The organism is Paracoccus albicereus (assembly GCF_024359525.1).
GTDB classification, from domain to species: Bacteria; Pseudomonadota; Alphaproteobacteria; order Rhodobacterales; family Rhodobacteraceae; genus Paracoccus; species Paracoccus albicereus.
Genome location: NZ_JAKZEU010000002.1, coordinates 704,680 through 719,390 on the forward strand (window position 1 = coordinate 704,680; position 14,711 = coordinate 719,390).

General features: G+C 60.1%; 9 protein-coding genes and 1 pseudogene. 6 read left to right on the forward strand and 4 right to left on the reverse strand.

What is annotated here, in order from left to right; all coding sequences use genetic code 11:
- Window positions 1-233 precede the first annotated feature (233 nt).
- Both MLD63_RS06935 and MLD63_RS06940 read left to right on the forward strand, forming a co-directional pair.
- On the forward strand, window positions 234-677 hold the full coding sequence (locus MLD63_RS06935; RefSeq protein ID WP_255329139.1) for a hypothetical protein: 444 nt from the start codon (window positions 234-236) through the stop codon (window positions 675-677).
- On the forward strand, window positions 674-2,548 hold the full coding sequence (locus MLD63_RS06940) for a coiled-coil domain-containing protein (protein WP_255329140.1): 1,875 nt from the start codon (window positions 674-676) through the stop codon (window positions 2,546-2,548). The genes MLD63_RS06935 and MLD63_RS06940 overlap by 4 nt, the downstream gene beginning before the upstream one ends.
- 661 nt (window positions 2,549-3,209) lie before the next feature.
- Here the strand turns inward: MLD63_RS06940 and MLD63_RS06945 are convergent.
- Window positions 3,210-3,896 (reverse strand): annotated as a pseudogene (locus MLD63_RS06945) (integrase core domain-containing protein); the annotation flags it as partial.
- A 576-nt stretch (window positions 3,897-4,472) separates the two neighbouring features.
- On the opposite strand from MLD63_RS06945, the gene MLD63_RS06950 reads away from it, so the two are divergent.
- Together MLD63_RS06950 and MLD63_RS06955 are read left to right on the forward strand one after the other, a co-directional pair.
- A complete protein-coding gene (locus MLD63_RS06950) occupies window positions 4,473-4,817 on the forward strand; it encodes a GNAT family N-acetyltransferase (protein ID WP_255329529.1) in 345 nt (114 codons plus the stop codon).
- Window positions 4,818-5,107: 290 nt separating this feature from the next.
- Window positions 5,108-5,995 (forward strand): exonuclease domain-containing protein, encoded by an 888-nt coding sequence (locus MLD63_RS06955; RefSeq protein WP_255329141.1) that lies wholly within the window; start codon window positions 5,108-5,110, stop codon window positions 5,993-5,995.
- Between the two features lie 196 nt (window positions 5,996-6,191).
- Here the strand turns inward: MLD63_RS06955 and MLD63_RS06960 are convergent, their stop codons facing one another.
- Window positions 6,192-6,557 carry an OB-fold nucleic acid binding domain-containing protein gene (locus tag MLD63_RS06960; RefSeq protein WP_439957637.1) on the reverse strand — a complete coding sequence of 122 codons (366 nt, stop codon included), beginning with the start codon at window positions 6,555-6,557 and terminating at the stop codon, window positions 6,192-6,194.
- A gap of 646 nt (window positions 6,558-7,203) precedes the next feature.
- Between MLD63_RS06960 and MLD63_RS06965 the strand changes: the two genes are divergently transcribed.
- Both MLD63_RS06965 and MLD63_RS06970 read left to right on the forward strand, forming a co-directional pair.
- Window positions 7,204-11,298: an AMP-binding protein gene (locus tag MLD63_RS06965; protein WP_255329143.1), complete on the forward strand. Its 4,095-nt coding sequence runs from the start codon at window positions 7,204-7,206 to the stop codon at window positions 11,296-11,298.
- A gap of 67 nt (window positions 11,299-11,365) precedes the next feature.
- Window positions 11,366-12,073: an IS6 family transposase gene (locus MLD63_RS06970; protein ID WP_255329144.1), complete on the forward strand. Its 708-nt coding sequence runs from the start codon at window positions 11,366-11,368 to the stop codon at window positions 12,071-12,073.
- Between the two features lie 434 nt (window positions 12,074-12,507).
- On the opposite strand, the gene MLD63_RS06975 is transcribed toward MLD63_RS06970, so the two are convergent.
- Both MLD63_RS06975 and MLD63_RS06980 read right to left on the reverse strand, forming a co-directional pair.
- Window positions 12,508-14,163, reverse strand: a complete 1,656-nt coding sequence (locus MLD63_RS06975; protein ID WP_255329145.1) for a recombinase family protein — start codon at window positions 14,161-14,163, stop codon at window positions 12,508-12,510.
- The gene (locus MLD63_RS06980) at window positions 14,160-14,615 is read right to left on the reverse strand and encodes a DUF2924 domain-containing protein (protein WP_255329146.1); all 456 of its coding nucleotides are present in this window, start codon (window positions 14,613-14,615) and stop codon (window positions 14,160-14,162) included. Before MLD63_RS06980 ends, MLD63_RS06975 begins: the two co-directional genes overlap by 4 nt.
- Window positions 14,616-14,711: the final 96 nt, after the last annotated feature.

The following is a 14,711-nucleotide window of genomic DNA, read 5'->3' on the forward strand; positions in this document are numbered from 1 at the left end:
AACCTGACGAGGAAGTGTGGCCACCCTTCGACTTCCCCGCAGCGGAAAATTCTGCGCTGCGCTCAGCTTACGCTTCAGCCAATGTAATTTTGGAGTACGGGACCGGTGGCTCGACCGTTTATGCTGCTTCGTTGCCTTGCAAGAGGGTGTTTTCAATAGAGACGGATCGGAGCTGGGCTTTGCGGCTCCAGAGTCGGATCGACGATGACGAAAGCCTTCCTGGCATAGTGTCTGTGATCTACGCGGATATTGGTCCGACGGGGAAGTGGGGCAGACCAACTAACCCTGCGGCATGGCCTCGTTTTTCGGGCTACGTGCTGGATGTTTGGTCATTACCCTTCATGCAACACCCCGATGTCATACTCATCGATGGGCGATTCCGTGCTGCGTGCATGCTCGCCGCGCTTGCGATGGTGCGGCGACCAGTGCGCGTGCTATTCGACGACTACGTTGACCGGAAGCCCTATCACGTCGTTGAGGATTTCATCCAACCTGTGGAAATCGCCGGGCGAATGGCGATGTTTGATATCGCTCCAGGGCTAATCACTCTTGGTGATCTGCGCCCGATGATTGAAGCATTAGGACAAGTCACATATTCAGAGCGCCCTACCCATTACGATAAGCCCGCCCTCGAAGCTGTACTTCAGAGATACAAAGACATGGACAATAATAGATGAGCCAAGACAGCCGGGAGCTTTCTTTTGTTGCTGATGAGAAAATAGCTGACGACATTACGGCAGCGCAGAACCGTGCCATTTTATGGCAGCCTAGATTCATGACTGAAGGAGCAAACCTTTGTCTTACGCCAGCAATTTTCTGGCTTGTAAGTGTGGTGCGCCCCAACAAAGCGGTGGTGCTGGGTTTGGGCGAAGGGCAGGCTTTCGCTGCCGTAGCGCAAGCCATGAACAAGCTAGATTCTGACGGAGAAGCGATCGGCGTCGCAGGCGAATCGGACGGACCTAAGTCGGTGTTGGTTCTGAAAGTACATTTGGATCAACTCTACCGCGACACTACTACAATTCTCCCTTACAGCGACGAAGGATTCTTTCGTAATCGTCTTGAGCCGGGCTGCGTAGACTTGTTGGTCATCGATGCTGTAAAAGCTGCAGTTCTCTCGGAGTTAGATCTCACGGCGTGGATGACGAGCGTCGCAGATGATGGCGTTCTTGCGGTGATAAGATCGGATGACGACCAGAATAAAGGAGGAGCTTTGCACAGGGCATTGCGAAGCTGGCAAACAACATATATCGACGTGGGCTCGGGAATTGATCTTTTTCAGCGCAACCGGAGCGTCCTTGATGCACCTATGCTTTCGCGCCCCGGTCAAACGCTTTTGCGCCGGCTGGGGCATGGGATTGAGGCAATTGCCTCACGTGATGCATCTATCAAACTGCTCGCAAAAAATAAGACTCTGCTTAGTGATACCGATACAGCGCGCCAAGATGCTGAAAAGCGCTTAAGTGAACTCGAAAAAGCTTATGCCAGCCAGAGTCGTAGGTGTGCTCAACTTGGTAGCGAGCTCCATGATCGCCGGTCACAAACAAACGACTTACTAGCGCACGTTGCGACGCTAACCGAAGAAGCTAGCTCCAAGGCCCAAGAGCACGCTGATGCGAGGAGAAGGCTGCTCGACCAAGCGGCACAAGCTAGGAAGCTCGACGATGGACGCGAAGCCGAACTGCTTCGCCTCCGGAAAATTATTGCCGAAGCAAGAGCCCATATCGAAACGCAGGAAGTGGAGCTTTCCAACATCAGGATAGCTACGGAGCAGTCAAAAGCTATCTACGACCAGCGAATTGGGAGCCTGCAGAGAGAGATTGAGGACGCTCGGGCTGAGATCGGGCGCAAGTCAGCGCAATGCCTAATAGTGACACAAATTGCCGAGGAAGCCAGGTGCGAGGCTGTAGAGCAAGCCGCGGCGCGGATCGCTCTTGCTGATCAAGCGGCAGAAGTTCAGAAGGCCGCAGATGAATGCCAGTCTAAGAGACAACTTCTTCAAAACGAGGTCGATATTGCAAACGCCCAAATAGAAGATTACGCTGCAAAAAACGCTAATCTTGAAGGGGCTACGGAAGACCTGAGAGTCAAGACAAGGAAACAGGAAGCTGAAATAGCTGTTCTGTCCGAACAAATTGTTCGCGCTGCTGAGGCTGTTAATGGCCGAGCCGTTTTTCTGCGGAAACTGCAAACACAACTTGAGGACGCTCGCGCGGAAATCACGCTCAATTCGATTCAACGTATTAGATTAACTGAAATTGCTGAGGAGGCGAGACTCGAGGCCGACACATGTGCCGCTGCTTCATTGCGCATGAAGACGCAGATTGATGTCGATCGTGAGGAAATCGTTTCGTTAGGGGCGGAAGTCGATACGCTTAAGCTCGTGGTGAAGCGGCATGTCGAAAAGGCAAGCATACTCAATGCAAAGCTCGATCAGGTGAAGAAGAAGCTTCGAACTGAAAACACCCGCCGTATCGCGCTCCAATCGAGCCTGTCTTGGCGCTTGACCGCGCCACTTCGCTCGGTCAATTCTTGGTTGAAGTGGCGCTAGAGCCACGGTTAAGGCGGATCATGCTGCAGCTAACCACGGCCATGCACAGGTTGTCTCAAATGTTGAAAGCATCGCAAAAATAATGACGCCCCGAACGGCGGCGAATCCCCGGATATGGGTAGACGGCCGCGCTGTGTTGTGATCCAACACCTGCGTTCGATGAGGTGCATGGCTGCGTTCGCAGCGTGATGAGCTTCCACAAAGGTTCAGACCGGGCAAGCGGCCGAAGTCTTAGGCGTCCGCGAGTGGCATCGAGTTGATTAACGCACAATGCCAAAATTAGATTGCTCGGTCTTATATAGAGCCGGGACGCGGGACGAAGCATTGCGTCGGGCACTGCCTTTCGGAGCGGGCTCACAGACTGAGCTCCGTCCCGATCCTTGGACAGTTTTCGGAGATACTTCAGCTATTGCCTCCACCTGCTAATCGGTTTCGACAGTATTGAAGTCGACCACGACGGTCGGTTGTCCGCAGTAGGCAGTCAGTCGGCGACGGTGATAAGTAGATGGTAATCCAGTAGCCCGATACGATCCTTGGCCTAGAATCCGGTTTCCCAAGCGTGTAGCTAGACGCATTCATTCTCCAAGGATCGCCAAAGGCGTTCAGTGAAGATGGTGTAAATGCAACGTTCCTTTCCGTGCATTGCTGTGACCCCCAATCTTCATCCACCCGAAGCCGGAGCCCGGCGGTCAGATTGGCGCGGGTGCACCGGTGGAGCAATGGGCGATCCGCGCAGCGTTTCAGTTGCGCGCAGCGGATCGTCCATTGCGGTGAGCTTGGCGGCATAGGCCGCCGGTGGCCTGTAGCCGAGCGCTGAATGTGGCCGGCACGAGTTGTAATCGATTACCCAACAGGCGGTCGCATCGCGAGCGTGATCGAGGCTGACGAACAGGGTTTCGTTGAGGAGTTCGTCACGCATTCTGCCATTGAAAGCTTCGCAGATCCCGTCCTGCATCGGCTTTCCCGGCGCAATGAAGTGCCAGGGCACGCCAGTCTTCTGCATCCATTCGAGTATGGCGTTCGAAGTGAACTCGGTGCCGTGGTCGCTGACGATCATGCCGGGCGAGCCGCGGGTGGCAATGAGGCCAGACAGCTCCCGAGCCACTCTGCGCCCGCTGATGGAGGTATCGACGACGGCCGCCAGGCATTCCTTGGTGACGTCGTCGATCACGTTCAGGATGCGCAGGCGCCGCCCGGACATGGGCTGGTCATGCACGAAATCCACCGCCCAGCGGGCGTTCAGCACCGCTACCACGAGGATCGGTACCCGCGTGCCGGTGGCCTTTTTGCGTCCCCGCCTGCGCCTCACCGACAATCTCTCCTCGCGATAGATGCGCTCGGTTCGCTTGCGTCAGCAGTCTTCGCGCCCGCTTCCTGCTCCCGCAGAGTCGCGATGATCTGCTCTTCGCTGAAATTCGATCTTTTCATCTTCCTCTTATTGGGCCGAACTCTATCAGCAGATGGACGAAAAATCGGGGGTCACAGCACTCTCAATGCCAGGCCAGATTGTCGGTGGTCATCAGTCTCCTTCACAGCTGAGGGTTGGTATGACGCTCGAGGTTGGTTTGACGCTTATACAAGTAGAGCTCGGTCCTCTGAAGTCTATCGAGCTCGAGCATGTATGAAGGACCGGTCTGGGACAGCCGCGCTGCGGCATAACTGCACACCTGACCGTCCGCTATGGGCCGAGAACGACGGCTAGACTGACAACTCGGAAGTCGTTGGCGCTGCACTGTCTTAAGTCCGTTTGGGGCCCTTTGCGGTCATTGCTTAGGATGTCCTCATAGCAGAGTATCGGCGTCCTCTGTAGCTCAGGAGGGCGAGATGATCCGGCAGGCCGTGGCTCATGATGAAGCGGAAATCAGCGACTGCGCTGAACAGGCGTATGCGCGATGTGCAGCTGATAGGGCGAAAGCCCGCGCCTATGGTCGCTGACTTCGCCAGCCAGATCGCGGCCGGAGATGTCTTCATTGCGGCGGATGACCAAGACCAATTCCAAGGATTCATCGTTTTCTATGCCGAGAAAGAGCATGTGCTTCTGGAGAATATTGCGGTCCATCCCAGGGCAGCTGGGCGTGGCGTCGGAAAGCAGCTTGTCCAATTTTGTGAACAGGCAGCACAAGAAAGGGGCCTTGCAGCCGTTCATCTCTACACAAACGAGAAGATGACCGAGAACCTGTTGATCTACCCAAGACTTGGTTATGCCGAAGTAGCTCGTCACGCCGAAGACGGCTTCAACCGCGTCTACTTTGAGAAGAGGCTTGTCTAGCAGCGGCAGCTTCGTCCGCATTGTGGTCGTCTGGGCGGTAGAAATGGTGCGCGATGCGTTGCCGTCCAATTCGTTGAAGGCGCGACAACCGACCGACCGGCGAACGGTAGCTAAGGCCTGTACGCTTTAGTGCTAGGTGATTGGGCTTGCGTCGATACCGGGCTGCATCCGACGTTTGATCAGACGCATTATTATGGTGTGAAGGTTCACTCGACCGATCTCCATAGCTACAAATTTGGCGGCTCGGCTGCTAGCGTTGGCAGATCATACCCGTCTCGCTAGTCTGAGCGATGACTTCTCAAGCGATCGGTGCTGTCATGAGATTCGTTGCTGTCGACGTGGAAACCGCAAATGCCAATATGGCATCAATCTGCTCGATCGGTGTTGCCGCTTTTGAGAATGGCGCGCTCGCAGCTGAATGGTATTCACTCATCGACCCGCAAGACTTCTTCGACCCCGTCAACACGTCGATACACAGTATCAAGAGTATCGATGTTTATGGCGCACCGACTTTCGGCGATGTCGCCTCTGAAATCGAGCAATTCCTCGAATCGCAAGTTGTTGTGACCCACACGCATTTCGACCGAGTTGCGATGCATCAGGCAGCGGCTCGCTGGGCAATCGCGGCCCCGTCTTGCACCTGGCTCGACTCTGCGCGCGTTGCCCGAAGGACATGGGCGGAATGTGCGAAGTCAGGCTACGGTCTTGCAAAGGTCTGCAAGATGATCGGACACACCTTCAACCACCACAACGCACTTGAAGACGCCAAGGCGGCAGGATGGATCATTCTCGCCGCGATGGAAAAGAGCGGCCTCGATCTTCAGGCGCTGCAGAAGAGGGTTCTTCAACCCATCGACCCGTCATCGAGCGCGTCCAAAGCGATTAAGCGCGATGGCAACCCTAATGGAGCATTTGCCGGTGAGGTGGCCGTGTTTACGGGTGCCCTCGAAATACCGCGCCGCGAGGCGGCTGACCTTGCAGCGTCCGTAGGCTGCGAAGTAGCGAACAACGTCACTGCAAAAACGACCATGCTGATTGTCGGCGATATGGACGTGGCGAGGCTCGCCGGTCACGACAAGTCGTCGAAGCACAGGAAGGCTGAGCAATTGATTGAGGCAGGCCAGCGGCTGCGCATCATCCGCGAGACCGATTTCAAAAAACTGGTCGCGGTTTCCTGATCTGCCGGTTCGACCGTTAGCTGCAACGGACGTTTGCAGAATTGGGCGAGATGAGGCTTCACCCGCAGTTCGGACTTGGACCGTAATTCGGAAATCTCGCTTTCAATACATGGGGTGCTGGAAGGCTGGACGTAAGCACCCTGCCCTCGCGTCATCGGCAGCGACCATTCCGAGCAGCACACCGTCATTGACGGCTTCACCGAAAATCCCGCGTCTTCACCCTGATGCTATCCAGATGCCGGTCGCGGATATACATGTCCCGCGTGCGCAACCCCTTTGGCGCGGCATCGCGCGGGTCGGGGCCGTTCGGGCCGCGGTGGAACTCGTCGCCGCGTCCGTGCGGCAGCGGGAAGTCGGCGTCCTGCTCGCCGATGCCGGCAAGATCGCGGGAGAGGTCGGTGATCTGGTGGGTGACGAGATGGACGACCTCGCCCTCGCGCTTGACCGGGCCGCGCACGGCGATCATGCTAGCGCCGAGGATGATGCGGCGGTGAGCCTCAAAGACCTTGGGCCAGACGACAAGATTGGCGATGCCGGTCTCGTCCTCGAGCGTGATGAACATCACCCCCTTGGCCGAGCCTGGCCGCTGGCGGACGAGGACCAGTCCGGCGACTTCATGCCAGCGGCGGTTGCGGGCGGTGTTGACCTTGGCGCAGGTCAAGATGCGGTCGGGAGCGGGCCATACTCAGGTTACGGCGCATGCGAAGCCTGCAGACGTTCGTCGCTGTCCACGCGTCCGTCTCCAACCACTTCAACGGCGACCGCAGCCTCTCGAAATGCTAGCACTTCAAGATGAACCGAGCCGCCGCTCTCGACGAGTGGCGCCTGTTGGCTGCAGCCTGAGGCTAGGCCGCGCCTCGATCACCGAAGAGAGCTTGCAATAGACTGACAGCACAGTTTTGGGGTTACTTACGCATCAATACCAACCTAAGAGTGAAGTTGAGAAAGATAGGGCGGACGATGTCAAAAAGACTATGCTCCCTTCATTATGCCATCGATCGTGAGACACGAGGTTTTCCTATCTCGATGGGCTCTCGCGAGCAGTCAATTGTCAGGAGATGGACACATTGCATCATTGTGCATCGCTCGAATCGCTAATTTGGTTAGGTCCGCCGCAGCATTGCTCGCCCACTTATTCACAGCTGCACTTGTGATAGCTGTCCTTTACCATTAAATAAAAGTTACGATTTATCATCGGGTTAATTTTATTGCTGGGTAATATTTTTTCTAGTTCGAGCAGTGTTCCGTGTTCTCCCAACCAAGAGCGCTATCTTCTTGCCTCACTAGGTGGTCAACAAAGTTATTATCTTCCTCTTACTTTCCAACTCCCCGCGGACGTTTCCGTTTCCTGCCTCCGTCGATCGATAGAACTGATAGTCGCAAACACTGGGGGGCTCGACGCCGCGTTCGAGCATCAGGGGTCGGGGCGGTTCACATGGCGCCCCGTCGGGGCTCGAGCGCTCTTCTTTCGCCAAATTTCCGCCCAAGATGAGGCGCAGGCCGTCGCCGATGCGACTCTCTTCGTGCACGGCGGACCCGGTCCGCTTAAAGAAGCACCTTGCAAGCTTCACATCGCATACTTGAGTACCGGAGGGCACCTTCTGACGCTGGCGCTTCACCACGCGGTCGCCGATGCCGTGAGCCTTGGTCTCATCGTTGACCGGATCTCCGCCGCCTACAACACGCGCCGCCAGAACGGCGCGAGCCGCGCGCTTTCGACCGCAACGGGCGACACCAGCCACATTCGTGCCGATCCTGCGACTGCCTCGGATCTTACTTACTGGCGGCAGGCGCTAGCGAAGGCCGATGACGCCGGGGGGCTCTGGCCCCGCCGCCCCGCCCCCGAGAACGAGACGGGCACGCGGAACGAGCTTTGTCGGTTGCTCGATCCGGCCAGCCTGAAGAGGTTGAGCGCCGCGGCCCGGACGGCCGGAGTGACCACGTTCGAAGCGACGTTCGCGGCCTACCTGCTCGTCCTCTCCCGGCAGACCGGACGGTCCGCCGCCTGTGCCACTTTCCAGAGTGCGGGCCGACGGGCTCATCCTGAGCGTCAATTCGAGGTCGGTGTTTTCTCAAATGCGTTGCCAACACTTATTCACCCCGATCCCAACGCCTCGTTTGCGGATCATGCCCGTGCTGTGCGCCATGCCGTCCGATCGGCACTGCAGCATGAAGCAATGCCCTACCACGAGATAATCCGCGAAACGGGCGTTCACCCCCGGTATGGTATCAATTGGTATCCGCGCGTTGAAGCTCTCGAAATCGAGGGAGTACGCCTTCCCGGAGATCGGCGTGTGGGTTGGCAATCCGACTTCGACCTGAACTTGCACGCACTAAGAACGGAAGAGGGGCTCAGGCTCAGCCTTTCATACCCCGCGACGCGTTTGCACGGCTGGCGTGCAGAGGTGGTACTCGATCACGTCGCCGCACTTCTCGAAGGCGAAGTGTTGACGAATCCGCAAGCGTTGCGCGAGATCGAGCTGCCTGGGGCACGCCTAGATATCACAACTTGCGCTCCCGAGGCCGAGCCGGACCAATCGCTGAGCGATCACGTCGCACAAATTGCCCGAGACGCACCCGATCGGTGCGCGATCGTCGCGACTGATGGAGAACTGAGCTACGGCGCTCTGATGCGCGACGTTGACGCACTGGCAAAGGAACTGGTTGTGCACGGTGCCCAGTCGGGGCAAGCCCTTGCTATCGAACTGCCCCGCGGACCCGCTATCGCGACCGCTATTCTCGCCGCCGACCGTGTCGGCATGGTCTTCGCTGTCTACGACCCTGACTATCCCGCTAATCGGCGAACGGCGATGGACGACGCCCTGCGCCCGACGCTGAGGCTTCGCCCGATCGAAGACTCCGATGGGCCGGGGCGTGCGAGCCCCGCACCCTGCTCCAGGATCGAGCTCGCCTCGGGTCGCGTTAGCCTAGTCGAGGCCGGAACCTCGGCACCCATCACACCGCTACCGCGTGCGGCACGCTATGCCCTTTTTACCTCCGGAACCACTGGTCGCCCCAAGTGCGTCGTCGCGGACGGACGGGGACTTCATCGCTTTCTCAACCGGACCCGCGAAGAGCGGACGATCACGCACGACGATCGGTTCGCCCTCCTCGGCGGACTAGGGCACGATCCCATGCTGCGCGACCTGCTGCTGCCTCTCACTTCCGGCGCCACGCTGCATGTGCCGTCCGAGGAGACGCGTCGCAATCCCTATGAACTCTTCGATTGGCTCGCTGCAGCCCGACCGACACTGCTGAACCTGACGCCGCAAATGGCCCGGGTGATCGGGTTTGGCGCGGGGGGGCGGACGCTACCTTCCCTCCGTCACGTGACATTCGGTGGTGACATGCTTGGGACTGACGTCGTTTCTACGATCCGCGCCCTCGCACCGATTGCGGCTGTGTCTAACCTCTACGGCGCCACCGAGACACCGCAAGCCGCAAGCCTCTATGATCTCTCCGGAACGCAGCTGGGCAGCGAGGCAACTGATCAGGGGTCGCCCTCGTGCGATTGGGATGTCTGCCCAATCGGGACGAGCGCGGGATCTCGTAGATTGGTGCTGGAGCGCGATGGTCAGCCTGCCGCCCCCGGCGAGCCGGCAGAGATCGTCGTCGAGGGCGACGATCTAGCCTTAGGCTATTATAATGCTGCTGACGGCAGGTTGCCCTCGATATCGCTCGGAACTGGCCTACCCCGACGGCATCGTACCGGCGATCTGGGGCTGCGCATACCTTCCGGCGAAATCTTCTTGCTCGGAAGAGCGGATGACCAAGTGAAGATCCGGGGTTTCCGGGTCGAACCCGCCGAGATTTCGCGTCATCTGGAGAGCCATACCGAGATTTCACAAGCGATAACGATCGCCAGGCCCGGCGCGACCGGCGATACTGAGCTCGTGGCCTACGTGGTGCCCTCAACGGCTGAACCGGATCGGGCGTTGCCAACCGGTGCCGAGCTCCTAGAAAGTTGTCGCCGCAACCTTCCCGCGGCCATGGTTCCCCGCGCGGTCCTTCTAATTGACCGTCTCCCGATCACACCCAACGGAAAGATTGATCGCGCCGCCCTCCCCGGCCCGGATATGCAAGTCGAAGCGGAGCCGACCGACCGGCCCGACGACGCCCACGGCTATTCCGAGAGAGCCCAGGAACTGGCGGCCATGGTGGCTCAGGTCTTGGGGCGACAGACCGTGTCACCCGCGGCCCGCGTGCACGACCTGGACGTGGATTCGCTCAGCTACCTTTCCGTCTCCCTTGCCCTGGAGGCACACCTCGGCGCGCTGCCCAAGAACTGGGAGACAAGGCCGCTGCACGCACTCGCCGAACTCGGCGAGGTGTCCAAGGTCAACAGGGTTGGGCCGCTAGGCATGGGTTGGCCCCGCCACTTTCGCATGGTCGAGACCCCGGTACTGATGCGCGCCATCTCGATCGCCGCAGTCGTGGCGGGGCATTTCGGCCTGATCGCGTTCGGCGGCGCAACCTCCGCGCTCTTCTTCATCGCCGGGCACAGCTTTGGCCGATTCCAGATGCCAGCCATCCTGCGACGGGACGGGGTCGGGCCGATCATCAGCCTCGTCTCCCTCATCGCCTTGCCTACGATCCTCTACTCACTCCTTCTGCAAACGGTCTTCACGACGCCCGAGCCCCTGACCCTTCTGCTTCTCGGAAACATGCTCGGGCCGCACGTCGTCTCGGGCTTCAGCTTTTGGTTCGTCGACGTCTTGGTCCAATGTCTGCTCGTGCTGGCCGCCGTGCTAGCCTTCCCGCCCAGCCGGCGCGCGATCCGCAGCAAACCCTTCGAATGCGCCTGTCTTGCAGTGGTGGCCAGCGTCGCACTTCGCTACGCGCTAGGGGCTATTTGGGACACGAGCTCTCTTTTTGACCGGGTGGTGCACGAGAAACTCTGGCTCGTAGTTCTCGGCTGGTGCCTCGCCCAGGCCACAACCGGACGCCAGCAACTGATCGCCACGCTCCTTGTCGCCGGTGTCCTTGGTCTCGACACGTTCGTCCACGGGACCCCTCGCCCTCTGACCACCGCCGCATTTGTTATTATCCTGACGGTCTCGCGGCTACCGATGCCAACGATCCTGGCGATCGCAGTGACGCGGGTCGCTGCCGGTTCACTTTTTATTTACCTCACACACTTCCAGTTTAAATCAGTCATCGCTGATCTGCTGCCTCCTTCGATCGACCCCAGCGCGTTAGGTTTCGCACTCGCAATTATGGGAGGAGTGGCGATCCATGTCGTCTGGGAGAAGGCGTTCGGTATCACCCGAGGCCTTGTACGGCGGAGGGGCACTGTCAGCTAAATCATCCTGGCTCTGTTAGCTAAACCATCCTTGCCCTACCGCATTGACGCCCCCTACCCTGCCTGGCATGTCTCATCGCTCGCCTTTCCGCTACTTCAAGACCTCTCCCGAGGTGATCCGCCTAGCGGTCATGCTCTATGTCCGCTTCCCGCTCAGCCTCCGGAATGTAGAGGAACTGCTCCACGAGCGCGGTATCGACATCTGTCACGAGACGATCCGACAGTGGTGGATGCGTTTCGGCCCCGTTTTCGCGGCTGACATCCGCCGAAAGCGCGCCTCACGACTACGCGCCGGTCGGCAATGGCGCTGGCACCTGGACGAGGTCTTCGTCAAGATCCGCGGAAAACAGCACTATCTGTGGCGCGCGGTGGACTACGAAGGTGAAGTCCTGGAGGCATTCGTCAGTAAGACACGCGACCGCCAGGCAGCGCTGAAGTTCCTGAAGAAGCTGATGAGACGCTACGGGCGTCCAGAGAGCATTGTGACGGACAGGCTCCGCTCTTATGGCGCGGCGCTCCGTGAAATTGGCGCCCCTGAGCTCCAGCAGACCGCGCGGCATCTGAACAATCGCGCCGAGAACTCTCACCTACCGTTTCGAAGGCGAGAGCGGGCGATGCTGCGGTTCCGCCGCATGCGAAGCCTGCAGAAGTTCGTCGCCGTCCACGCGTCCGTCTCCAACCACTTCAATCACGACCGCAGCCTCTCGAAACGCGAGCACTTCAAGTTGAACCGCACCGCCGCTCTCGACGAGTGGCGTCAGTTGGCTGCAGCCTGAGGCTGCGCCGCGCCTCGATCACTGAGACGAGTTCGCATTAAACTGACAGCACAGCCAGTCATTCCTGAAATTCCAGTCTCTCACGGACGACGCGTATTTTCTGCCGCGATTTCCGCGCGTTGAAATCGCCTGCGCGCGACTGAGACGCATCGACATCGCCCCATTCCCTGATTTCGGCAGCCTGGTCTCAGGCGCCGATTTCGGTCGTGCGGTTTCGCGGCCGGATCCTGTTTACAGGGAATCTACAGGGAAACTATGCGCCAGATTGACGCCTGGGATCGACTTGATCCCTGAATCCAACGCAACATCAATGCGTTGCACCCTCATTCCCTGCATCAAGGAACAGGGAAACAATTCCCAGCTAACAGGGAAAGAATTCACAGGAACAGCGAAGATATCTGCGGAAAACAGGGACCGTGCTCCGCCCTGTGCAATCAGGGCTGGAGGCCGGTGCGCTGGTACTGGGCCTGCCAGTCGGAGGGCATTTCGGGCCTGGTCAGGCGATGCAGCGTGAGCCCCTCGGGCTGCGTGCCACTCAGGATCGCACGCTGGATCGCCGGCGCGAGGAAGGCTAGCTGCAAATGCACGCGCAGGCAGCCTTCCGAGACCGCTTCGGCCTTGGCGAGGCTGGCGATATCGACACCTGCCTTCAACGCCTCGAGCCAGCGATGCGCGCGCCGCAGATGCTCGATCAGCGCGCGATCCGGCTCGGCCGGGCGCTCTCCGATGACAAGCCGCCGGCCAATGCCGCGACGCGTGAGTGACATCCGCACCGGGAACGCGAGGGCAGCATCCGCGAGGTCGTCAGGGCTCAGTCCGAGCAGAGCGGCCAATGCATTGCGATCAAGGGTCAGCTGGATCCTGTCCCGGCCGACCTGACCCGCGCTGATCACGCCGAGCAAATGTGCATCAGACCGTGCGGCACGCGCCAGCGCTCGCAATCTCTCGACCAGGTCGGCATGCTGGTCGAGATCTGGTCGTGCCAGCAGCATATGGCTCTCGGCAAGCGTGCTCAGATGGTCGGCGACACCCCGCGCGAGTGCCTGCTCGAGTGCCGCCGCCGGCAGGCGCCAGCCGGTCGGATCCGCGGTTCCCGCGATCATCCGATGCGAGACATAGTAGCGGTAGCGCCGCTGTCCCTTCCGTGTATGGGTCGGGGTCAGCCGATCTCCGGTCTCATCGACCAGCTTGCCGGCCAGGACCGCACTGTCCGGCAGTGCCGCCTGCCCCCGCTTGCGGGCCGAGGTCGCGATCAGCCTCTCCTGCACCCGTGACCACTGCAACTCGTCGATGATCGCGGGGTGCTGACCCTCGTGTTCGCGGTCACCGTGCCGGGTCCGCCCGCGATAGACCGGGTTGGTGAGCAGGTAGTGCAGTTGTCCCCGGCCCAGCAACCGGTTGCCGATCTCGCGCCCGTCTCGTGCCGGGCGCGACTTCGATCGCAGATCCAACTCGGTGACCCGGGCGGTCAGCGCAGAGAGGCAGCCCAGTTCTTCGTAGAGATCGAAGAGCCGTCGGACACGGCCTGCCTCCGCTTCGTTGACCACCAGCACCTGTTCGTGCGGATCGGGATGGCGGTCGTAGCCGAGCGGCAGGGTGCCCCCCATCCAGAGACCGCGCTTCTTCGAGGCGGCGATCTTGTCGCGGATCCGTTCGCCCGCGACCTCCCGCTCGAACTGCGCGAAGCTCAGCAGCACGTTCAGCGTCAGCCTGCCCATCGAGGTCGAGGTGTTGAAGGCCTGGGTCACCGAGACGAAGGAGCAGCCCTTCGCCTCCAGGCGCTCGACCAGCTTGGCAAAGTCTGCCAGCGAGCGGGTCAGCCGGTCGATCTTGTAGACGACGATCATGCCGATGCGCCCGGCATCGACCTCGGCCAGGAGGCGCTGCAGCGCGGGCCGGGCGGTGTTGCCGCCCGAGAAGCCGCCATCATCGTAGCGTTCGCGGACCGGGCGCCAGCCCTCATGGCGCTGGCTGGCGATATAGGCGGCGCAGGCCTCGTGCTGTGCGTCGAGGGTGTTGAAGCCCTGCTCGAGCCCCTCCTCGCTCGACTTGCGGGTATAGATCGCACAGCGGATCGGAGTCGCGCTCATCGTGCTGCCCTCTTCTCTTTCGACTCTGCACCGTCCAGCCCGAAGAAGCGTGGCCCGGACCAATGCGCGCCGGTGATCTCGCGGGCGATGGCCGAGAGCGAGCGCCAGCACCGGTCGTTCCAGAGATAGCCGTCGGCCACGATCTCGACGACATGGGTGATGCCGTTCCAGTCGCGCAGCAGGCGGCCGCCGGGAGAGGGTGAGCGGTGTCTAGGACGCTCGGGCCGCGCCGAGCGCCGGATCTCACGCTCGACACCCGAAGGCCAGCCGCCGGCGGCACGCAGCTGGATCTCGAAGGTGAGGATGCGGCGCAGGAGCGGTTGGCTGATCGAGGGTGGCACCGGGCGGTCGAAAAGCGCGGTCCAGATTCGCCGCAACTCGTCCCGCGAGGCCTGCGCAACATCATCGATCGTCGTCGCGCCTGATCCGGATCCTGGTGTTCGTCCGGCCATCTCGCCTCCCGGTGTTCAGCGGGCCGGAGCATCCGGGCGCTGCTACCGAGACGAGCCCGGACGGTTCGGGCTCGTCTCAGTGACGCTCGTTGCGGC